We start from the raw sequence: 24,399 nt of genomic DNA, 5'->3' as shown, positions 1-24,399 counted from the left end.
TGGGTTTAATAATAAAGCAAGCTGAGGATTTTTAAAAAAAATTATTTTCCTAAAATTTGATTTCTAATTTTATCAATCGACTTTTTCATATCGTTATTGAAAATTTCTTTATCAAGTCGTGTTGCAGGCGCTTGTCTTTCCTTGCAGTTGCTGATGCTGCAATGTTCGCAGGTAACGCCGACTTCGACAGTCTGTAGATTGGCGCTTTTGGCGAAATTAATTTTCTTGAGAGAGTTGGTGTTTAATAAAATTCCGAGACAATAGCTACGGTTGCTACCATCAGAAAATGGATTTTTTTGCGACGTCGAAATCACCAAATAACTCAATCCAAAATCTTTATATTGGGAGATTTGTGCGTTGGTTAATTGCGCATCGCTAATTTCGAGTTGTTCCATATTTTTGAGCGCAACCCAACGACGACAATAATGCTCGTTCATGGCATTAGATCGGGGCGCTTGTTGTTGGTTGAGGTGCAACTCTTTAAGAATCTGAACTTTTGGGCTGTTTTTCTTTTGTACAAAACATAAATAAAACAAATCTTTAATTCCAAATTCGGATGCCAAAATATTGGTTAAACGATAATATAAAGTCTCCGGTGAGTTGGTGAAATGTTGAATTAAATCTTCAAAATGCGTAGAATCCCATTCTTTATGATCGAAGAAATCTCCTGTTTTTCTAACCAATTCTTTTTTAGGAATCAGCAATCCACCAGCAAAATAAGAAGCATAATAATTGTTCAGTATTTCTTCAAAACTGTTGATGTCCACCCAAGAATAAGTGTTGGGACGTGCTTTTAGATCTAAAACCTGAAACCCAATTTCCTTCGCTAGAATAAAGGTTTTTTGATTTTCGTCTAATCTTTGGTTGAGTAAAAGATTCTTCTTTTCAGGAATGTAAAGCGAACGAAGATGTTGTAAAGTCCCGAAGTTGTCAAAGTCTTGAGAATGGATTTGATAACCGAAATGCTCTATTAAAATCTCTTCTAATTCGCTGGATTTTAATTCACGAGGATTGAGATTGTATTGGTGATAAAAAGCTTCCGCTTTTTCTTCAATTTCAGGGAAATGATTGTTGTATAATTCCTGAAACGATCGAAGTACAGCAAAGAAAAAACGTTCTTTTCCTAGGTTGTAATTTTGCGAAATTTCTATAAGGGTTGTAATAAAAGCGGTCACTTTTTTAGGTGCCTCACTTATCATCCCGATAAGGTTGTTACGGTTGATTCCGAAAAGATCCAATGGGATTTCTTTGAAAACATCCGATTGCAAAATTTCATTAATCGGTGCTAAACTTCTGTCAAGTTTTGTCGACACCAATTCATCAAAACTGCATCCTAAAGTTTCGGCAACTTGGATGATTTTGTCGTGTTTAGGATATTTTTTTCCGTTTTCGATTTCGTTTAGATAGGATTTTGACAAGCCAGTTTTGTTTGCTAAATCTTGCAACGACCAATTTTTCTTTTGTCGTTGTTGTCTTAGTTTGAGTCCAAAAATTACACGGATGTAGTCGCTATCGGCATTCATATAACAAATATAAAATAATTGCAATTGTTGGCATAATAATTTTTTCGTAAAATTAGCGAACGTTCGCTAATTGTGAAAGTTTTTTATTAGATTTGTCAAATCAATCACAAATAAAAAGTACGGATGACAAGTTTAGAAAGTTTAACAATAGAAGCGCAAGATTCTTACAGCCAATTGTTTACTGAAGAGTTGAAGGCTTTTCTTTTAGCATTGCATCACAGATTTGATCCTGAGCGTTTACGTCTTTTAAAACAAAGAGAAACGATTCAAAAAGAATTTGATAAAGGTCGATTACCAAGTTTTTTGGAAGCGACTAAAGACGTTCGCGAATCGTCGTGGGTGTGTGCGCCACTTCCTCGCGATTTGCATGACAGACGTGTGGAGATTACTGGGCCAGTTGACAGAAAAATGGTGATTAATGCGCTTAATTCTGGTGCTAAAATCTTTATGGCGGATTTTGAAGACAGTAATTCGCCGACTTGGGAGAATTGTATGCAAGGTCAGATTAATCTGTCGGATGCGATTAACCGTACAATCGATTTTGAAACTAACGGCAAACAATATCAATTGAAAGAAAAAACTGCAGTTCTGTTGGTTAGGCCTCGCGGTTTGCATTTGGACGAAAAACATATTTCGGTGGATGGTGACTTGATGTCAGCCTCGTTGGTGGATTTTGGTATTTACTTTTTTAGAAATGCTAAAACGCTTTTAACAAAGGGGAGTGGACCATTTTTCTATCTCCCAAAACTTGAACACTACGAAGAAGCACGTTGGTGGAATGATGTGTTTTTATTTGCTCAAGATTATCTTAAAATCCTTTCTGGAAGCATCAAAGCGACGGTTCTTATCGAAACGATTACGGCATCTTTTCAGCTTGATGAGATTTTATTTGAATTAAAAGAGCACAGTGCTGGACTTAACTGCGGTCGTTGGGATTATATTTTTTCATACATCAAAAAGTTTAGAAATCTTCCACATTTTTTAGTGCCCGATCGCGATCAGGTGACGATGACGTCGCCCTTTATGGATGCTTACACCAAAAGAGTTGTTGAGATTTGTCATAAACGAGGTGTACCTGCCATTGGCGGAATGGCGGCGCAAATCCCAGTGAAAGATAATCCACAAGCTAACGAAGAAGCGTTTCAGAAAGTACGTGTCGATAAAGAGCGTGAAGTACAAAATGGTCACGACGGAACTTGGGTGGCACATCCAGCTTTGGTGCCTGTGGCGATGGAGGTTTTCGATCAATATATGCCGACCTCTAATCAGATTCATAAGTTGTTTGACTACGGAATTTCTGAAAGTCAATTGTTGGAAGTGCCGGTAGGGACGATTACAGAGAAGGGACTTTGCAAAAATATTAATGTCGGCATTCTTTACATCGAATCTTGGTTGATGGGCGTTGGTGCAGCGGCTATTTACAATTTGATGGAAGATGCGGCAACGGCGGAGATTTCGCGATCGCAAGTTTGGCAGTGGTTAAAACACGCCGTGAAGTTGGAGAGTGGAGAAGTTGTGACTAAAGATTTGATTTTAAAACTTCAAAAAAAAGAATTAGAACATATCAAAACTTATGTTGGAGACACTCGATTTGAAAATGGAAAATTTGACCTAGCTGTAGAGCTTTTTAATGACATGGTTTTCTCCGATAACTTCATAGAATTTCTAAGCTTAAAAGCTTATCCATATTTAGCTTAAATTTTTTCCGTAACAAGGAATAACAAACATTTTTTTTTAAGTCAATTTTTAAATATCACCCATCGTAAAAATGAGTGGCAAGGGCGATTTTATTCAAAATTTAAAATAAAACACTAGACATTTTAATCAAATTAAATCACAAAATATTATGAAAACAAAACAAGAACAAATCCAGATTTTAGAACAAGAATGGTTAAACAATCCACGTTGGAAAGGTATTACAAGGCCTTATTCTGCTGAAGAAGTTTTAAGACTACGAGGGAAGTACAAACTAGATTACACCATTGCGACGCAAATGTCGGAGTTACTTTGGGAGAAGTTGAATACCCAGGATTTCGTTGCTGGATTGGGCGCTCTAACAGGGAACCAAGCCGTGCAAGAAGTTGATGCTGGTCTAGAAGCTATTTATCTTTCGGGTTGGCAAGTCGCGGCTGATGCTAATCTTTCGGGCGAAATGTATCCCGATCAATCTTTGTATCCTGCTAATTCGGTGCCGGCGGTTGTAAAGAAAATTAATAATGCATTGTTGCGTGCAGATCAAATACAGTCGGTCAATGGTGGTGGCGACAAAGATTATCTAGTGCCGATTGTTGCCGATGCCGAAGCAGGTTTTGGAGGAAATCTTAACGCTTTTGAGTTGATGAAACAGATGATAGAAGCTGGTGCGGCGGGCGTTCACTTCGAAGATCAATTGTCATCTGCTAAAAAGTGTGGCCATCTTGGTGGCAAGGTTTTGGTGCCGACACAAGAAGCGATTAACAAGCTGATTGCAGCGCGTTTGGCAGCTGATGTTTTGGGGGTTCCGAGTTTGATTATTGCAAGAACAGATGCTGATGCAGCGGATCTTTTAACGTCAGATATTGATGATAGAGATAAAAAATTTGTAACAGGAGAAAGAACTTCGGAAGGTTTTTATGTTGTTAAAAATGGAGTAGAGCAAGGTATTGATCGCGGTTTGTCTTATGCGCCTTACGCTGATTTGATTTGGATGGAAACGTCGAACCCAGATTTGGAGCAAGCAAGACAATTTGCAGAAGGCATTCATGCTAAATTTCCAAATAAAATGTTGGCTTACAATTGCTCGCCATCGTTTAATTGGGCTGCGCGATTAAGTGTTGAAGAAATGGAATGTTTCCGTGAAGAGTTGGCGAAAATGGGATACAAATTCCAGTTTATAACCTTAGCAGGATTCCATGCGTTGAATACTGCGATGTTTGAGTTGGCGTTGGCTTATAAAGAACGTGGAATGGCTGGTTATTCGGAGTTGCAAGAAAGAGAATTTGCTTTGCAAGCGAAAGGCTTCCGTGCTGTTAAGCATCAAAGTTTTGTAGGAACTGGTTATTTTGATGAGGTACAAAATGTTGTTACTAACGGTATGGCTGCAACTGTTGCGATGAAAGATTCTACCGAGGCCGCGCAATTTTAAAAATGAGGTAGACATTTTTGGCTCTTAAGTGTATAAGATTTTCAGGACTCAAAATCTTGACAGTCATTTAATAAAAAAAAGCTAGCAGTTGTGGAATATTGCTAGCTTTTTATTGATGTTTTAGAGTTAATTATTGTAAAGCAATCGGTAATACTCGTCTGCCATACGATCGCTATTAAATTGGAAGTGTACATCGTCCATTGCGTTAGTTACAATTTTGCGCCATTTGTCTTTGTCATTGTAGTAAGTCGGAATGATTTCGTTTTCCAAAATATCATAAAGCTTTTGCAGGTCGTATTGATCTTGCTCCAAAGTTGTCATGTTGTCGTAATCTGCTTTGGGAACGACAAAAGAATTTTGGCCATGTCTTGCAAACTCTGGAATCCAACCATCGTCTGTTGATAGATTGACAGAAGCATTCATGGCGGCGGTCATGCCAGATGTTCCGGACGCTTCACGGGGGACGCGAGGATTATTTAACCAAAGATCAGAACCTTGTTTCAGCGATTTACTTAATGATAATTCGTAACCCGTAAGAACTGCCATGTTTTTGTAATTCTTGCTTTCTTCCACTAAGTTATTAAAAGTCGAAATCGCAGAATAATCCATGGGATAAGGTTTTCCTGCCCAAATAATCTGAACCGGGAATTCTTTATTCTCTAATAAACGACGGAAACGCTCTTTGTCTTCTAGTAACAAATCGGCTCTTTTGTAACCTGCAAAACGTCTTGCCCAAACAATTGTAAAAACATTAGGATCAAATAATTTACCACATTGATCGGCAACATTGCGGAACATTCTTTTCTTTAAATAATGTTTTCTAAAATCGAAAGCTGCCGTATCACCATCATCTTTGGAAATGTATAATAATTTGTCCGCCCAATATTTGAATTCTTGAGCGTTGGTAATAGATTTTATTTCGCAGATGTTAGGGTATTTATTCCACATTGCGCGAGAAACCACACCGTGCAGTTGAGAAACACCATTAGCAACTCTCGCCATCTTTAGCGCACAAAGCGAGTGGTTGAATCTTTCGTCCTCACTACCTTCAATTTGTTTAACTTCTTCTTTGCTCAATCCACAGAAATACGACATATTGTGACAAAGTCCAAGGTCGTGTTTTTCGTTACCAGCTTCTTCTGGCGTATGCGTTGTGAAAACTAATTTTTCTTTAACTTTAGAAAGATCGCCGCCATATTTTCTTAAAAGATAAAATGCTGCAGGAAGTCCGTGCGCTTCGTTAAGATGATAAACATCGCGCTCGCAATTAATTTCGTCTAAAAGTTTTGCACCACCTTTTCCTAATAAAATATACTGTGCTAATTTTGTAGACTCGTTGGCGTCGTACAGTTTGTGACAAATGGTTTTAGAAATGTGATCATTTTCTGGTACGTCGGTACTCAAAAAGAACATTGGGCAAGTCTTAAAAGTTTCGGGATTAAGATACCAAACCTTTACCCAAACTGGCGCGTTGTGGATTTCGATTTGGAACTGGATGCCAGTATCTTCAAGATAAGAGTACATTTTTTTAGTCCAAACGGGATTAAGCGTTTGATCCGGATTACGAGCTTGATCATAATAACCAAACTTCCAAAGGATGCCAATACCGACTAAATCTTGTTTTAAATTATAGGCGCTTCGCATGTGCGAACCTGCTAAAAAGCCAAGTCCACCACTGTATATCTTAAGCGATTGATCGATCGCAAACTCCATCGAGAAGTAAGCTGTTCTTTTAGAATATTGAGGATTGATGCTGTATGGCATCTTAAAGTTTCTAAAATCCATTAAGTTATCATTTGTTTAGAGTGGACAAATTTAAGAATTTAGAATAAAAATAGTTTTAGAAAAAGCATTGTATTTCATTTAAATAGGATTAAATGTTATGCGAGTCTTGGTATTAAATTTTATTAATAATCAATTACATAGCAGAAATAATGCTTAGCTTTAAGATGTGATTAATTGTAAACTAGGTTGTTATGTTGTTCACCGAAGATCTTAGAAAATCTCTAGCTTTATGTATGTTGCGACATAAAAATGCTGCCGAAAAGTTGAGCTATTGGTGGCGCGAGATTGACCGCGAGCGGCTATCGGAGCGCGAAGCTTATCAAAAGAAAACCGAAGTGCTTCTCCTAAGTACTTTGTTGCAACATTATCCCGATATCGAAATCGAAAATCTAACTGGTGAAAGTCCTGATTTTATTGTAAGAATTAATGGTAAACGCATTGGTTTGGAGATTTCGGAAGTTATTAATCATTTTGAACTAAAGAAGCGAGAGGCGCTTATCAATCAGCTTTTCAGATATGTTGAAGATTGGTTGTCGACCTCGGATAAGGCTTCAGGAATTTACCACATCGGTCTGGACTCTCGACTTGTGACGACCAACCATCAAGAAAAAGTAGTAAAGGATATTTGTAAAGCTGTGATGCAACAAAAAACGACTAAATACGTGACATCGATTAGAAGAACGCCTTATGACAAGGGCGTTCTTTTGGTTTTAGACTATAACTTGTCTTTGTTCGATGAGTTGCACGCAAATAAAATCTTAAACATTATAGAAAAGAAAAATGTTAAATATCCTCTCTATAAAAGCAAGATTGATGAGTGTTGGTTAATCCTCGTATCGAATATGCATAATATGTCCTCGCGATATAGCTACATCCAGAGACCTGAAGTGTTGAAAGCTATTAAAAGTCCTTTCCAACGGATATTGCATTTGGAGAATCTTTTTAGTGAGATTTTGATGATAAAGTAGTGCTTCGGCTTTGCTAGCTGCAAGTATATTGCGGAGACCACAAATGTCGATCAATTATGCTAGTTATAAGCCGGGCCATAGTCTTAGGGTTTATTAATTTGTCGAAAATTTTTGAATGACATATTATTTTAGTACTAAAAACAGGAGCACCAAATATTAAAAAATAGAATATTATTTGTTTTGAAATAATTAAATAGAGTTATGTTAAGGCTTCGTTTTATTATGATTTCTTAAATTATTATTAAGTTTTTGATAAGTATAATAAATGATTGTTAAAATATTTTATATTTACCGCCCATTTTAATTACAAACGATTATGGAAAAAAATATATCTTTTTTAAGGCTTTTAGTTGTTGTGTTTTTTAGTGTGTTGTCGATGAATGTTTGGGGGCAGACAATCATTGATAATACAGCAACAGGAGCCAGTATTCCTACCAGTTGGACAGCAACAAATAATGTTGCTACTCAAGCGATACAACAGAATGCTTATTATTTAGTTGAAAGAACAACTTCTAATATTGATTATGTTACTTCAAATGTGTATTCTTCAATAAATGGAGCAAATTCAGTAAGCATTTCTTTTGATATTGCAACTTATGGTGCGTCTAGTACAACTGCATTGAATGTGGATATGTCACTAGATGGGGGTGTTAGTTGGAATTCTACGCAAACCTCAAATCCTACGGTTAGTAATACGACTTACGTTAGTTCTAGTGTGACATTTTCAGGACCTATTATTTCTTCAAATGTGAAATTTAGATTTTATGATCCAGTTTCAGGTGTTCCAAGTGTAAGGATAAAAAACATTGTAATTTCAATTCCACTCGTAGCTGGCAAAACAGTTACTTTTAATAGTAATTATGGAACAGCAACAACTACAACACAAACCTCTTCTACTGCGACCAACCTAACTACCAACACTTTTACAAGGACTGGTCATTCTTTTGATAAATGGAATGATGCAGCCAATGGTTTGGGAAGTAATACTTTTGCAGATGGCGCCAATTATTCTTTTGCTAGTAATATCACGTTGTATGCACAATGGTTGATTAATCAATATAATGTCATATATGATGCTAACGGGGGAACAGGTACATCACCAGTAACGCAAATTGCAAATTATAATACTAATGTTACGATAAGTAATAATACTTTTACAAGGACGGGTTATAACTTTAATGGTTGGAATACTGCTGCTAATGGTACAGGAACTAATTATGCTGAAGGATCTGGTTATACAATTCCAGCTAGCAATACAACAATGTATGCGCAATGGGTATTAGCTTCTCCTCTGTTGAGTCATACAGGTACTAATATTACCAATCATGGTATGATATGTCCAAATATTGCGGCCACTAAACAGACTTATACCATAAGTAATACTGGAGGGGTTGAGGCAACTGGGGTAACGATAACTTCTAGTAATCCAGAGTTTTCAATAAGTAATATTTCTAATACAACTATTGGAGCTAATGGTGGAAAGATTACATATGATGTAATTTTTACCCCGACTTCTGGAGGGTCAAAATCTACCACAATTATGGTTAATAGCACTGAAGCTGCAACGACTAGTAACTCCCTTATTGGTATAGGAATAACACCTGTATTGCCTGTTGTAACTACTAATGTAGCAAGTAATGTAGCTAATACTGCAGCAAGGCTTAATGCTAACTATAGTGTATCAGGACAATGTCCTAGTGTTATAGAAAAGGGTTTTGTATATTCTTTAAGTTCTAATAATAACGATCCTCTCATAGGAGGTGTCGGCGTAACAAAATCTTCTGTATCTGGTGTTGGTACTGGTAGCTATAGTATAGACTTGCCGTCGTTGAGTTCAAATAGCGAATATTCTTATAAAGCTTATGTGTATAATGGTACATCCTATATATATGGTTATGTACAGACTGTTACGACTTTAGCTAGAGCGAGTCAATTGGTGTTTAATCCGGGGCCTCCTGCGAATGGTACATCTGGTGTTAGTTTAACTACTTTCAAAGTTGAGGCAAGACGTCCTAACAATAGTGTTGATACGGAATATACAGGTGCTGTAACTTTGAGTAAAATAAATGTATCTGGTTCTGGGAATTTGACAGGAACATTAACAACAAATGCTATTGCAGGCGTCGCGACATTTAATAACATCCAAATAGATGCGGCGGGTACTTATAAAATAGTAGCCATATCTACGAATATTGGAGGTGTTACAAGTAATGATGTTGTAATAGCTGCTAATCCTGCAAATGGTTATTATAGAAGTAAGCAAAGTGGCTCATGGACTAATATATCTACATGGGAAGCGTCTGTAGATGGTGTTAGTTATGTAGCGGCAACGACTACGCCTACTAGTGTTGCAAAAACTATTAGCATAAGAAACGGACATAATGTGTCTATTGATAGCAATATTAATATAGATCAAGTTGTAATAGAAGATGGTGGTGTCTTAGCGTCATCAAATACATTTACACTTAATGACGGTGTTGGTGATGACATTATTATACAGTCTGGAGGGACTTTGGAACATACCGCTTCAAATGCTGCAGCATCATTTAGTGGCTCATCAACGATATCTGTAGAGACGGGTGGACGCATATTGATGACAGGAGGGAGTGTAAGTCAAATCACGAGTAGTGCATCCAATTATATTTTTAAAAATGCTTCTGTGTTAGAATGGCCGCAGAGTAGTGCTTTTGGTAATACTATTTATTTTCCAAATGTAGATGATGTGACTATTCCTATTTTGAGAATCTCAGGAGATGCTAGAGCAGGAGCGGGAATAAATTCGCCTTTAGTTGTCAATGGTGTCCTTGAGGTAACAGGAAGTACATCATTCACAAATAGCAATAAAAAAACCTTTAGAAATGGTATACGAGGTTCAGGTACTGTAACGCAAACAGGATCGCATGAAATAGTGATTGATGGAAAGACTGCTGAGTTAGGTGGAGGTAGTTTAACTTTAGCAACAGGAGGGCTTAGCATTAATACTGCAACTGTCTTGACGTTGATTTCTAACAAAGTTATTAATAGTGGGAGAGTTACGAATAATGGGACCATGAAGTTTGCCCAGTATGTGTTGTCGGGTACAGGTAGTTTTACACAAGCGGCTACAGGACATATTATGACCTCTAATTCGGGAGGAGTTGGCGGCTCTGTAGCTTTGTCAGGGACAAATAGTTTCTCGGCTAATGGGGCTGGTTATACTTTTGACGGTAATACAACTACACCTTTTGTGTTAGGAGGTTCTACAAATTTTAAAGTTTTAAATATAAATGCCAATGTAGATAATAATATTGCGGGAGCGTCAACCATAGTTACCGAAGCATTAAATGTTAATAATAATGGTTATTTTGCATTGAATTCAGCTGTTGGTAGTGATCTAAATCTAAGTAATGCAAATGGAGAATTAAATGTTGCTGAAGGGGGTGCTTTTGATAACGGTGGTGAAAATAAAATAACTTCGTCTGGAGGTTCGCCGAGGGTTATTATTAATGGAAACTTTGTTAATAGAGATAAAGATGGATTTACAGGAACAAATACAGTTTTGCCATCTATAGTGCCTACATTGGGGGATAACTCGACTATCATCTATGGATTGGAAGGTAATCAGGATGTTACTGCTTTTGCGTATAAGAATTTGACTTTTAGTAATGGTGGGACAAAAACTTTGGTTGCGCCAATTAATAATGTGAAATTTGTTTTAATTAAGGATAATACAATTGTCGATACAGGTACCAGAACTTTTGGAGGTACAGCAACTAGCCTTACCATGCAAGATACATCTTGGCTGAAAACTGGAGGCTCTGACACTAAACCAGATATTGGGGGTATCTACACATTGTCGCCAACTTCTACTATAGAATTTGTTGGTGCATCTGCTACTAATATTCGTCTTGCACCACTATATAGTAATGTTGTAATTTCTGGAAGTAATGTTGGAATAAGTACTGCGACGGGAGGATTAACATTACAATCAGGCAGTAACTTCCATGTAACCAATACAGGTGTGTTTAAAGTCATAAACACTAACGGATTTAGCGGTGGTACAAATACAGCAATTAAAAATACCAATACACCAAGTATTGTTTTGGATCCGTTGGCAACAATCGATTATGCAGGAGCGAGCCAGATTATTACAACTGCACAACCAAGTACGCCTAGCGATGCACATTATCAGAACCTAAGAATTTCTGGCTCTGGTGTTAAAACTGCATCTGGAACTACGAAAGTCAATAATATTGTAAGTGTTGTATCAGGTGAGCTAAAAGTGGCTGAAACTGTTGATAATGCTGCGCCAAATGCTTTGTATGCTAAAAAGGGTTTACAAAATAATGGTGGTGTCATTACTTTAGCAAATAACGCCGTGTTGATGCAGGATGTAGACGCTAGTAATATTGGAAGCATTGGTGTTGAGCGTCAAGCTCATATGAGAAAAATGGATTATACCTATTGGTCTAGTCCGGTTGCTGGTCAAAAGTTGTTAAATAATGCAGCCGTAAATGATGGCTTCTCAGTAGGAACACCCAACAACAGAATTTATTATTATGAGGAAGCAACTGATTATCTAAAAGCAATTCCTACCTCAGAAACGCATTTTGTTCCAGGTAAGGGTTATGCTATTAGAGGAAAAGATGGATTTGATCCTGATACGGAGACTGCTAATTTGTTTAAATTCGGAGGTGTGCCAAATAATGGAGATGCATTTACAGTAACAGTACAGAAGAAAACGGCGACGACTGGCGGATATAATTTAATTGGTAACCCTTATCCTTCCAATTTGGATTTTGTTAAATTCTTTAATGCAAACAGTGGTAAAATATCTGGTAAGGCTTGGTTTTGGACTAATGTGCCAGGAGCTCCTGTGCAGCAACAAGGTGCAGGGTATTATGATAATTTTTATGCAACGATAACATTGACGGGTGGTACTCCGCCAACGCAATATAGTGGTGCGGTTGTACAAAATACACCAACACAATATGTTAAGTTGGGGCAAGGTTTCATTGTGGAGGTTAACAATGTGGGACTTAACCAAACACTTAATTTTTCAAATGATATGAGAAGTGCAGAAGCGGGAGTATTTTTTAATGATAAGAATAATCAAAGCGATCGCTTTTGGTTAGAGATGGAAGCTCCTAATGCGTCTATTAATACAATATTATTGGGTTATGTGCAAGGTGCTACTAATGCCTACGATAGAAATTATGATGCAGAATTATTTGGAGAACCAACTAACGCTTTTTATAGCTTTGTAGATCAATCTAAAATGCAGATACAAGGTCGCCAATATCCATTGGATCTAGAAGATCGAGTGCGTGTAGGGGTTAGACAGGGACACGTGGGGCAGTATATTATTAGATTAGGTAATAGAGAAGGTGCTTTTGGTACACAATCAATTTACTTACGAGATAAACTGCTACATAAAGAAATTGACCTGACGAAAGAGCAATATATATATACATCGCAGGTTGGCGAATTTAATGATCGTTTTGAAATTGCTTATCAAGAATCAAAAATTTTGGATACAGATAATGTCAAAGCACTAGGTTTGAAAGTGTATAGAAATAATAATGATTTTGTTGGTGTGACAGACTCTATAATTGAAGACATTGAATTGTATGATATGGGAGGTAAATTATTATTGGCAAAAAAGCTTAATGATAAAACATTTAAAGTTTCTAGCGAAGTATTAGCGAATGGAGTTTATATAATTAAGACAAAAACTAAAACTCAAGTTTATATTAATAAAATCAGGAAATAATATAGAAGTAAAACTATATAAAGAGAGCCTCAATATGAGGTTCTTTTTTTGGAATTATAAATTCTTATTATGTATTATATAGAAATACATAATCAAATTGAAATTAAAATTTGCTATTTAAAGCATATTAGTGTGCTCTGTGTTGCTTACATACATTCTGTTCATGCCAAAACGTTAATTCTGAAATTGTTAAATTTTTTATAAAATGATGAAAGATTTGATAAATTGTTATATCTTTACCCACATTTAATGATGATAATTATGATTAAAAATATACTATCTAAAAAAGCTGTTTCTGCTTTGTTAATTGCGATTTCAAGCATTGCTTTTGGACAAACTCAAAACAATAATGTTGCTAATAAAGCAACACAGGTTATCTTCGGATGGGATTTTAGCACTTTAAAAGGAGGTGCTAAAAACTTTGGACCATCTCCATATCCTGCCTCTTTCTCTAATCCTAATTTGGAAGTTTCTGGATTGACTCGAGGTTCGGGGGTTATTACTAATACCTTGTCTGGATCAAGTCGCGGATTAGGCGGCGTTGGATGGATGTCCAATACAAAAGAGGAAGCTATTGCTAATAAGGAATATTTTACATTTACTGTAAATTCTAAATTAAACTATAAATTAAACTTAAGTAGCCTATCTCTTTTTGGATATAAAAGAGTAGGTTTCAGACCTAGGTTTGGGATGTTACAATATTCTACTGATGGTGGAGTGACTTTTAGTGATATTCAAACAATTAATTATGCTTATGGTGGATGGATTCCTGCAATAGACTTATCAACAAATCCAGATTTACAAAACTTACAAAATGCTAATCAGATTACCTTCCGTATCGTTAACTGGGGCGGAATTGCAGGACAAAATGGTCAAGGTGTTTGGTATTTTTATGATCAAAATAATAGTCCAGACTTAGATTTTGCATTTACAGGAGAAGTTGAGCAATTACCACATTTATTATTTGGTTGGGATTTTAGCACATTGAAAGGAGGTGTTAAAAACTATGGACCCTCGCCGTATGCTGCAACTTATGCAGATGCAAACGTGGTTGTGTCTGGTTTAGAGAGAGGGGCTGGTGTTCTTACTAATTCTTTATCTGGATCTAGCCGTGGTTTGGGTGGTTTAGGTTGGATGTCCAATTCAAAAGAAGAAGCTATTGCTAATAAGGAGTATTTTTCATTCACTGTTGGCGCAGGGACTTATTATAAATTAGAATTGACAAGTTTGTCTGTATTTGGCTATAAAAGAGTAGGTTTCAGACCTAGGTTTGGGATGTTGCAATATTCTATTGATGGAGGTAATACATTTATAGATATTCAAGCAATTAATTATGCTTATTCAGGATACATTTCACCCATAAATTTAGCAGGAATTCCAGATCTTCAGAATATTTATGATGATAACCAAGTTACTTTCCGTGTTGTAAATTGGGGAGGTGTTGCTGGACAAACAGGACAAGGTGTTTGGTATTTTTATGATCAAAATAATAGCTCAGATTTGGACTTTGCATTTACAGGTATGATTAAGCCAGGTTCTGTTGTTTGGAATGGGGCAAGTTGGTCTAACGGTGTTGGACCAGATCAAAGTCTTAATGCTATTATCGAAGGTCCTTATCAACAGAATGTAGATTTTTCGGCAAGAAATTTAAGACTTACAACCGGTAGTTTAAACATACAGTCAGGTCATTCAGTGACTGTACACGAAGGGATCTATCAGAATAGTGATAATCAAATTACTGTGGAATCAGATGCCAATTTGATTCAAGTTTCAAATAATAATACTAATGATGGTAAATCGATTTTGGTGAAACGAAATGCTTATGTTCCTACTAAAGAATATGCCTATTGGTCGTCACCAGTTGTGGGTCAAAATTTATATAATTTGTATTCAGGTATACCGAACAATTTAATTTTGAGATACAATACGGCTAATGATAAATTAGTGTCTGTTCCAGCAGGTACACTATCGGAATTTGGAAAAGGTTATTCTATTAAAGGTTCAACCACAATTCAACCTAATGTAACTGGACTATTTGCTGGTGCACCTAACAATGGAAATGGACTTGGGATTGTGTCAAATGCAGGAAATCGCTATAATTTAATTGGAAATCCATATCCGTCTAACCTTAATTTGGATGTCTGGTATCAAGATAATGTTTCAAACTTAGACCCTAGTGCTGATGGTGCTACTGCCTATTTCTGGGATAATACGAATAATTCTGTTTATACGCAGATGGGAAGTTCTTATTCTGGATTAAATTATGCAGTATATAATTTTGAAAGCCAAACAGGTGTAGCAGCGCCACAAGTTGGAGCTGTAAAGACTCCAACAAGTAATGTTAAAGTAGGGCAAGGTTTCATTGTTATGGTTGCTCCAACTGCTACTTCTATTGTATATAAAAATACACAGAGAACGGGTAATCAAAATTCTGTGTTTTTTAAAGGTGGTCAAAAAGATCGTTTTTGGCTACAATTAACTACACCAAAAGGACTTTTAGTAAATACCGCTATTGCATATTTTGCGCAGAGATCAAATAACAATCTCGATAAGTTTGACTCATACTTACCGAATGAATCAGCATCTGATTTATTATATAGTAAAAGTGATGATGGAGCAAAATTGACAATACAAGGACGTAGTACTTTTGTTGATAATGATCGTTTTAAATTAGGAATGCGCGCTTTTGTTGCAGGTACATACAAGTTAAGTATTTCTCAATCTGAAGGTTTGTTTACTAGTCAGTCTGTTTATCTTTTTGATAAAAAGTTAAATAAGGTAATCGATCTGAAAAAAGGAGATTATATTTTTACAGAAGTGAAAGGCTTAATAGATAATCGCTTTGAGATTATTTATAAAGATGACGTTGTTTTACCTGTGAGAACACAGAAAGAAGTTAACTTACAAGTAATTTATGAAAGTACATCATATGATATAAAATCTGATAAAACAATTCATAAGGCAGAATTGTATGATATGAATGGCGTTTTAAAAAGTACAGTAAGTACTAATAATGAAACTGTTAATATAGACAGAAGTACTTTGGGTAATGGTGTTTATATAATTAAAATTTATTATAAGAATGGTGAAGTTGCTTCATCTTTAGTAAGAAATTAATGATTTTAAATACTTTTTTTATATTTGCAAAAAAGAAAATTGATGAAAAAATTATTGCTTTTTATATGTATGATACTTATGTGTTACGGATACTCACAAGCATCTGATAATCGTTTTAATAATGAAGGTAATGCGGAGCAATATCATGACACTAGTACAAGCACTTATGAAGAAGGAGGTGATGTTGCACAAAAAGTGCCATCAAACCCTGGTGATCCAACTCCAATTGATGGAGGTATAGTAGGATTGTTGTTAGTGGGAGTAACACTAATTAGTTATTTTATATTGAAAAAAAGAATAAATCATGTGAAATAAAAAAAAAACTCCGAATATGTTTCGGAGTTTTTTTATTTTGAAATTTATTTTATTTGAAATTAAATAAAGTTTTTTGTTTTATTTAATGTATTTTTGTTGCAAATCACGTTTGTTGAATTTTATGAATGATTTAGTGAATAATATTTAAGTGAAAGAAAAAATATGGTTATCCTCGCCACATATGGGAGGCGCCGAATTAAAGTACATAAATCAGGCATTTGAAGAAAACTGGATTAGTCCATTAGGACCAAATGTTAATGGTTTTGAAAATGATCTGGAATTGTTTTTAGGGGAGAATGTTCACGTTGCTGCTTTAATGTCTGGTACATCTGCAATACATATTGCACTTATTTTACTAAATGTGAAGCCTGGGGATGAAGTTCTTTGTCAAAGTTTAACTTTTTCTGCCTCTGCTAACCCTATCGTTTATATGGGTGCATCGCCTGTATTTATTGATAGTGAGGACGAAACATGGAATATCAGTCCTGTTGCTCTTGAAGAAGCAATTGTAGATGGTATTAAGAGAGGGAAAAAGCCAAAGGCTATTATAGCAGTTTGTATATATGGTATGCCTTATAAGGTAGATGAGATTAGGGCAATTGCAGATAAATATCAAATTCCATTAATAGACGATAGTGCTGAAGCTTTAGGTAGTATGTATAAAGGTATCAAATGTGGTACATTTGGTGATTTGTCAATTCTGAGTTTTAACGGAAATAAAATTATTACATCCTCTGGAGGTGGTGCTCTTGTTGTCAAAAATAGGAAGTATAAAGATAAAGCTGTTTTCCTTTCAACACAAGCGAAAGATGCAGCTCCGCATTATCAACATTCAGAGTTAGGTTATAATTATAGGCTGAGTAATATTTGTGCAGGAATTGGGAGAGGACAAATGGAAGTATTAAATGATAGAGTAATTCAAAGAAGACAAAATCACGAATTTTATGCTTCTTTTTTAAGTGAATTGCCAGGGGTTACTTTATTTTCAGAACCTAACGAAGATTATTTTTGTAATTATTGGCTTTCGGTTATTTTAATTGATCCTAGTAAAGCAAAGCGAGACAGAGATAGTGTAAGAGAGGGAATGCTCAAAGAGAACATAGAAGTGAGACCTTTATGGAAACCATTACATTTGCAACCTGTATTTAAAACTAGTAGGTTTTATGGTACGGGTGTTTCTGAAAAACTTTTTACACAAGGATTGTGTTTGCCTTCAGGTTCAAATTTGACGGAAAATGAAAAAATACATATAAAAAATGTTTTATTGAATTTATTGTAAAGAATTGTTACAAGTGTGTGTTTATGTAATATAAAAAAAAACAATAACCAAATAAAATTGACGAGAAATCGTATATTATGTTTAAATCGATATTAGATAATAAAATTTACAATGGTGATAATGTTATCGGCATTACAGATATTAAGTATCTCCCACGATGGGTTGTATTAATTATAGATGTATTATTTTTAATAATATCAATACTATTGACATTTTTTGTTGTTTTTAAATTAAAAGCAAAGCCGTATGATGTCATCAATTCTTTTCAAGCTTCATCTATAGCAATTATAGTTAATGTTTTTTTCATGTATGTGTTTAAGACATATGCAGGTGTAATTCGACATTCCACCTTTGTTGATTTATTGAAGATATTGCTAGCAAGCTTCTGTACACTGGCTGTATTATTTTTAATCAATTCTGCATTTTTAATTATTGATAACGAAAAGGCATTCCTTAATTCTTTTATCATTCTCTATTTTCTATTTTCTTCTATGTTTCTTTTTACTTTTAGATTAGTTGTGAAAGAAATATTTCATTATGCGAGAGAGATTTCTAGGAGTGGAATGAAAAAAAGAATTATGGTGCTTGGCGTTGATGAGCAATCAGTTGCTATTGCAAGGGCAATACTCGATAACCCAAAACTTCCATACCATATTACTAATTTTATCTCTTTTAATGAAAAACTAGGAAATGGTACTGCGAGAATTTTGGGAAAAACTATTCTTAGTAAATCAAAATTTATTAAAAAAGATAAGGCAGAATTAAACATAGAAGGTGTTATTCTAATAAAGGAAGCTTTAACTAAAGAAGAGTTAGATGAATGGATTGGAATATTGTTGGAAAAGGACATAAAAATATTAAAAGCACCATCTGTACAAAAGTTAAGAAGTACGGACAATGCTAATTTTATTAAATCAGTCCAAATTGAAGATTTACTTAACAGAAAACCTATTAAGTTAAACGACGAAGAAGTAAAAAAACGACACTTTAATAAAGAGGTCTTAATTACTGGAGGAGCAGGATCAATCGGGTCAGAAATCATTAATCAAGTTGCAAAGTTTAACCCTTCCTTAGTTGTTGTTGTAGATCAGGCGGAGACACCATTGTATGAAGTGGAGTTATGCTTAAGAGAAAAATTCCCTCATGTTAACTTTAAGTTTGTACTTGCAGATGTTTCCAATATCAAAAGAATTGAACCACTATTCAAAAAACATAGTTTTTCAATGGTGTATCATGCTGCAGCATACAAACATGTGCCATTAGTTGAAGGTAATCCTCAAGAAGCTGTACGTGTTAATATAATGGGATCGAAAAATTTAGCGACTCTCTCTAGTAAGTATGAAGTTAATAGATTTGTAATGGTTTCTACAGATAAAGCTGTTAATCCTACTAATGTTATGGGGGCTACCAAACGGGTTGCCGAACTTTTTGTCCAATCATTACAGGGATTGCCTGAGAATAAAACAAAATTTATTACAACACGTTTCGGTAATGTTTTAGGATCAAACGGATCGGTTATACCACACTTTAAAAAGCAGATAGAAAAAGGTGGACCTATTACAATAACGCATCCAGATATTGTTCGATATTTTATGACAATTCCTGAAGCTTGTGAATTAGTTTTACATGCTGGGACAATGGGTAATGGCGGTGAAATCTATGTTTTTGATATGGGAGAGCCCGTTAAAATATTAGATTTGGCAACTAGAATGATTAAGCTTTCTGGTTTTGAACCCGAAACAGACATTAAAATTATATATACTGGCTTACGTCCTGGAGAAAAGTTATATGAAGAATTGTTAAGTGATGATACCAAGACTTTACCAACTGATCATGATAAAATTTTAATTTCTAAAGATCCAGTGATGAAATTTGAAGAAATTAATGAATTACTTCAAGTCATGTTAAAATCTTTAGAGACAGATACTAAGTTCGAAATTGTAGGCAGAATAAAGCAAATAGTAAAGGAGTTTAAAAGTAATAATTCAGAATATGAATCGTTAGATAAATAAGTTTATATTATATTTGCAAAATTGTACATTTAATAAGGGGTATGAATAAAAAAATAAAGCTTTTGTTGCTTTCTTCTTTTATTGTATTTACATCATGTAAAACAAAGGAAAAGGCAAGTGAAATAAATTATATGCAAAATGTAGAAAAAATTGCTACCGAGGTTGCAATCCAGAATGCAGTTTCTACAATCCAAAAGGGAGATCAATTGGGAATACGCATTGTCGCAAAGGATATGAGTGTTCTAAGAGCATTTGTACCTAATTCGCAATATTTAGATAGTTCAACAAGTCCATATTATTTGGTAGATTCTAATGGGGATATTGATTTTCCTGTTTTAGGAAAATTAAATACAACAGGAAAAACATTAACGGAGTTTCAAAATGAGCTTCGTACTAGTTTGACAAAGTATATTATTAATCCAACAGTATATGTTAACATCACGAATTATAAAATTACAATTTTAGGTGAAGTTAATAGACCTGGACAATACACTTTACCGGAGGGACAGAACTCTACTGTTTTTAACGCACTTGGCCTTGCAGGCGATTTAACAATTTACGCAAAAAGAGATGACGTACTTCTTGTACGAACGGTTAATGGTGAAATTGTGAAAGAGCGAATTAATCTAATGGATGCATCTTTTTTTAATTCTCCAGCATTTCAATTGAGACAGAATGATGTTATTTATGTTTCAGCTAATCAAACAAAAGAGAAAATTGCTAGACAAGATCCGAATACAGGCATTTATATGGCTGTAGCAGGTATGGTAATAGGATTGGCAGGTATCTTTATTACTATTTTTAAAAATTAATAACATTAATCTATATTGATGAGTTCTTCTTCTAAAACTGAAATAACTTCTTCTGACGAAATTAATCTTCGCGAAATTGCTAAACCATATATTAATAAATGGAGATGGTTTTTTATTTCATTACTATGTACACTAGCTCTTGCTTTTTTCTATATCAAAACAACGCCATCCGTTTATGAAATCCAATCAACGGTTTTAATTCGTGACGTTAAAAAATCTGCATTAGACTTTGGTGCTATTGCTGACTTATCGAGCTTTGGAGGTAAGACGTCAAGTGCAATTAATAATGAGCTTGAAATATTCAAATCAAAAAAATTAATTAAAGATGTTGTGGAAAATCTAAATTTGCAGATTAGAGTATTTTCCAAAAAAGATTTATTAAAACAAGAAATTTACGGTGAATCTTCTCCGATTATAGTGAAATTGGTTTCAGAAAGGAATACAAAAGAATATGCCCTTTCAAAAAAGAAAATTAAACCTGTTGATATTGATATTAAAGGTGATAGATTAGAGTTAAGCGGGGATAATTTACCTCAGCCTATTATTACAACATATAATAAAACGATTAATTTACCTTACGCAACTATAATTATATTAAAAAATCCAAAGTTTAATAATCTTTATAAAAAGACGTTAGGAGAATTATCTTTTGAGTACACAAACATTAGCAAGACCATCACTGCACTTCAGAAAGAGTCGGATGTTAAACTTGTTGATAAAGAAGCAACAGTTGTTGGTTTAAGTATTGAAGAATCAAATATTGAAAAAGGTGAAGCCTATATTAATAGGCTAGTTGATGCATTTAATCACGATGCTATTATCGATAAAAATTCTGAATCACAGAAGACAATTGAATTTATTGATTCTCGAATTGCTATTATTGCAAAAGAATTAGGTGAGGTTGAAGATCAAAAGGAAAGATTCAAAAAAGAAAATAAGATAACTGACATTGTCGAGGAAGCCAAACTAAATCTTGAGACATCAACTAAGACTAGATTGGATTTGGTTGGCGTTGATACCCAGTTGGAATTGAACAACAGTTTAATTAATTATCTCCAAAAGCAGGGTAGTAACCAAGTACTTCCTTCTGCAATTGGGTTAAATAATCCCACAGCATCAGCAAATATCAGCATCTACAATGACTTAATAATGCAGCGAAATAGACTTTTAGAAAATGCAACACCGCAAAACCCTGCTGTTGTAGATTTAACTAAACAAATTTCGAATGTAAAAAATGCGGTTATTGATAACTTATATAAGAACAAAGCAAATATAGAAGCTTTACGCAATCAGTTACAGTCTGAGTTACAAAATACTAGTTCTAAAATAAGTAGAGTGCCTACTCAAGAAAAAATGTTTAGAAGTATAGAGAGACAACAATCTATTAAGGAAAGTCTTTATTTAATTTTATTACAAAAAAGAGAAGAGTCGGCGATTGCTTTAGCGAATACAACACCAAAGGCTAAAATTGTTGATTATGCTTATCCTAGTGAGAAACCTGTTGCCCCTAAAAAGCTAATTGTTTTATTGCTTGCTATGGTTGGTGGCTTTGCAATACCTTTTGCACTTATTTATATTAAAGAATTATTAAATGATAAGATTAGATCTAAGCACGATTTAGAAAAATATACTAATACAAATATAATTGGCGAATTACCAAGTCTTGTTAAAGGTGGTGCGGAAGTAGTTCAGCCAAATGATTTGTCGCCTTTAGCTGAAGCATTTAGAATTTTAATTACTAATTTGAATTTTATGCTTCCTAGAAAAGACAAAGGGAAGGTGGTTTTTGTAACCTCTTCTGTTAAAGGTGAAGGTAAAACATTTACCTCAGTTAATTTAGCGTTAACTCTTGCTTCACCTAAAGTTAAGGTAATAATTATTGGAGCAGACATTAGAAATCCACAGTTGCAGAGATATAATACCAGTCGTAAAGGTTTAGAAGGTTTGACGGAGTATTTATACGACAGTAGTAAAGATATTAAGGATATAACTCATGTTTCGACATTTAATCCAAATCTAGACGTTATTTATTCGGGTAGTATTCCTCCTAATCCTACAGAATTGTTAAGTAATGGTAGAATCGAGCAGCTTATAGAAAGTCTTAAACCTCATTATGAGTACATAATTGTTGATACCGCGCCGTTAATGTTAGTTACAGATTCATTATTGTTCTCTTATCTTTCAGATGTAACTCTATATGTGACTAGATCAGGATATACAGAGAAGAATATAATAAGTTTTGCAAATGACACAATTGCGACAGGTAAAATTAATAATGTTGCTTTTGTTGTAAATGACGTATCAAAAGATCACTTTGGTTATGGGAATAAGTATGGTTATGGTTATAATCAAACTGAAGAAAAATCTTGGTGGAAAAAACTATTTGGTAAGTAATAATGAAACAAATTCTTGAAAAAGTTTTTCAAAATAGTTTTTTTAGAGACAGCTTTTGGGCATTATTAGGAAGTGTCATTTTGAGAGGCTCGGCACTAGTGTCATCAATTATGTTAGCACATATTTTATTGAAGACAACTTTTGGCGAGTTCAACTCATTGAAAAATACACTTACTACTTTAGCTGTTTTTACAACTTTTGGATTGGGATATACCTCTACAAAATTTGTTGCTGATTTCTTACATTCAAAAAAAACGAATTTAAGAAAGCTTGTTAATCAAATATATCGTATAACTATAACATTTAGTGGCGTTATTTCATTGTTATTATTTGTTTTTTCAACTAACGTTTCGTCATTTTATTATAAAAATAGTGAGTTTTCTAATGAAATTAAGTTGTTGGCAGTTTGGGTAGTACTTACGGCTATATCAACATCGCAAAACGGGATTATTGGTGGACTAGGTATTTTTAAAAAACTTTCATTAATTAATGTAGTAATGGGAATTATTACAATAATTCTACTCCCAGTTCTATCGTATACTAATGGATTAATTGGTGCATGTATCGCTTTGCTTCTAATACAATTTGTTAATAGTATTTTGAACTATATTCTTATACAAAAAGAACTCAAAATTATAGAATCCAATTCTGAATCAGCAAATGCAGTAGATATTGAGTATAAAGATATTTTGTTATTTTCTGTTCCCTTAACATTAATAGAAGCTTTTTTTTCGATCTTTTTATGGTTAAATTATTTCTTGCTTCAAAATTATCAAAACTATGACGAGGTCGCGATTTATTCCGCAGCTATGCAATGGTATGTCGTTTTGTTGTTTATTCCTACGGTTTTGCGGAATGTTATTTTATCATATTTCTCAAGAAATGAATCTGGTTCGAGATCATCGGTTCTTAAAAATGCTGTTTTAATTTCTATAATTACCACTCTCATACCTGCTGCTATTATTTTTTTTATGGCTCCTTGGGTATCGCAGATGTATGGGAATTCATTTTCTGAGTTAACTTTAGTGTTAAGAATTATTGTTTTTATTCCTGTTTTTTCTAGTATTATTAATGTTCTTGAACAGTTTTTATTTTCCGTTTCCAAAAATTGGTTGGTATTCATTATTTGTTTTATTAAAGATTCTTTTACTTTTTTAATTTTTGCTTACTTAGTATTTTTTTGGAATATTAAAGAGGGAGCAATATATTTGACTTCTTCTTATTTGTTTATGAATTTTTTAGCTGCTGTAGTTTATTTAGTTATTTATTTAAGAACAGATATCTTTACGCAATACATGAAACTTAAGAACATATAGAG

Annotated in this window: 13 protein-coding genes; 11 read left to right on the top strand and 2 right to left on the bottom strand. The window is 34.3% G+C overall.

The genetic code is table 11. The features are described from left to right. Positions 1-41: 41 nt before the first annotated feature. On the bottom strand, positions 42-1,523 hold the full coding sequence (locus tag AC23MB_RS07770) for a helix-turn-helix domain-containing protein (protein ID WP_487786920.1): 1,482 nt from the start codon (positions 1,521-1,523) through the stop codon (positions 42-44). 123 nt (positions 1,524-1,646) lie between these two features. Between AC23MB_RS07770 and aceB the strand changes: the two genes are divergently transcribed. Beyond that, positions 1,647-3,221 carry a malate synthase A gene (gene aceB, locus AC23MB_RS07765; RefSeq protein ID WP_487786919.1) on the top strand — a complete coding sequence of 525 codons (1,575 nt, stop codon included), beginning with the start codon at positions 1,647-1,649 and terminating at the stop codon, positions 3,219-3,221. Between the two features lie 148 nt (positions 3,222-3,369). Then, the gene (gene aceA / locus AC23MB_RS07760; protein WP_409506643.1) at positions 3,370-4,647 is read left to right on the top strand and encodes an isocitrate lyase; all 1,278 of its coding nucleotides are present in this window, start codon (positions 3,370-3,372) and stop codon (positions 4,645-4,647) included. A 126-nt stretch (positions 4,648-4,773) separates the two neighbouring features. Here aceA and glgP read toward each other — a convergent pair whose 3' ends face one another. Further along, positions 4,774-6,432, bottom strand: a complete 1,659-nt coding sequence (gene glgP, locus AC23MB_RS07755) for an alpha-glucan family phosphorylase (protein ID WP_487786918.1) — start codon at positions 6,430-6,432, stop codon at positions 4,774-4,776. A 191-nt stretch (positions 6,433-6,623) separates the two neighbouring features. On the opposite strand from glgP, the gene AC23MB_RS07750 reads away from it, so the two are divergent. The 9 genes from AC23MB_RS07750 to AC23MB_RS07710 all read left to right on the top strand — a co-directional run bounded on the left by AC23MB_RS07750 (position 6,624) and on the right by AC23MB_RS07710 (position 24,397). After that, entirely contained in the window at positions 6,624-7,400 is a 777-nt protein-coding gene (locus AC23MB_RS07750; RefSeq protein WP_312322362.1) for a hypothetical protein, read from the top strand. 316 nt (positions 7,401-7,716) lie between these two features. Next, the gene (locus AC23MB_RS07745; RefSeq protein WP_487786917.1) at positions 7,717-13,152 is read left to right on the top strand and encodes an InlB B-repeat-containing protein; all 5,436 of its coding nucleotides are present in this window, start codon (positions 7,717-7,719) and stop codon (positions 13,150-13,152) included. Between the two features lie 261 nt (positions 13,153-13,413). After that, a complete protein-coding gene (locus AC23MB_RS07740; RefSeq protein ID WP_487786916.1) occupies positions 13,414-16,269 on the top strand; it encodes a T9SS type A sorting domain-containing protein in 2,856 nt (951 codons plus the stop codon). Between the two features lie 42 nt (positions 16,270-16,311). Then, positions 16,312-16,584, top strand: coding sequence for a hypothetical protein (locus tag AC23MB_RS07735; RefSeq protein ID WP_487786915.1), 273 nt, complete (start codon positions 16,312-16,314; stop codon positions 16,582-16,584). A 148-nt stretch (positions 16,585-16,732) separates the two neighbouring features. Continuing rightward, positions 16,733-17,863, top strand: coding sequence for a DegT/DnrJ/EryC1/StrS family aminotransferase (locus AC23MB_RS07730; RefSeq protein ID WP_374329041.1), 1,131 nt, complete (start codon positions 16,733-16,735; stop codon positions 17,861-17,863). A gap of 77 nt (positions 17,864-17,940) precedes the next feature. Next, positions 17,941-19,875: a polysaccharide biosynthesis protein gene (locus tag AC23MB_RS07725; protein ID WP_487786914.1), complete on the top strand. Its 1,935-nt coding sequence runs from the start codon at positions 17,941-17,943 to the stop codon at positions 19,873-19,875. A gap of 41 nt (positions 19,876-19,916) precedes the next feature. Beyond that, positions 19,917-20,687: a polysaccharide biosynthesis/export family protein gene (locus tag AC23MB_RS07720; RefSeq protein ID WP_374329039.1), complete on the top strand. Its 771-nt coding sequence runs from the start codon at positions 19,917-19,919 to the stop codon at positions 20,685-20,687. A gap of 18 nt (positions 20,688-20,705) precedes the next feature. Then, a complete protein-coding gene (locus AC23MB_RS07715) occupies positions 20,706-23,081 on the top strand; it encodes a GumC family protein (protein WP_487786913.1) in 2,376 nt (791 codons plus the stop codon). 2 nt (positions 23,082-23,083) lie between these two features. Continuing rightward, a complete protein-coding gene (locus AC23MB_RS07710; protein ID WP_487786912.1) occupies positions 23,084-24,397 on the top strand; it encodes an oligosaccharide flippase family protein in 1,314 nt (437 codons plus the stop codon). Positions 24,398-24,399: the final 2 nt, after the last annotated feature.

Source organism: Soonwooa sp. T0.1_25 (assembly GCF_057652215.1).
The sequence above is the reverse complement of the archived record's forward strand: the minus strand, read 5'-3'. Positions and strand labels throughout refer to the sequence as shown.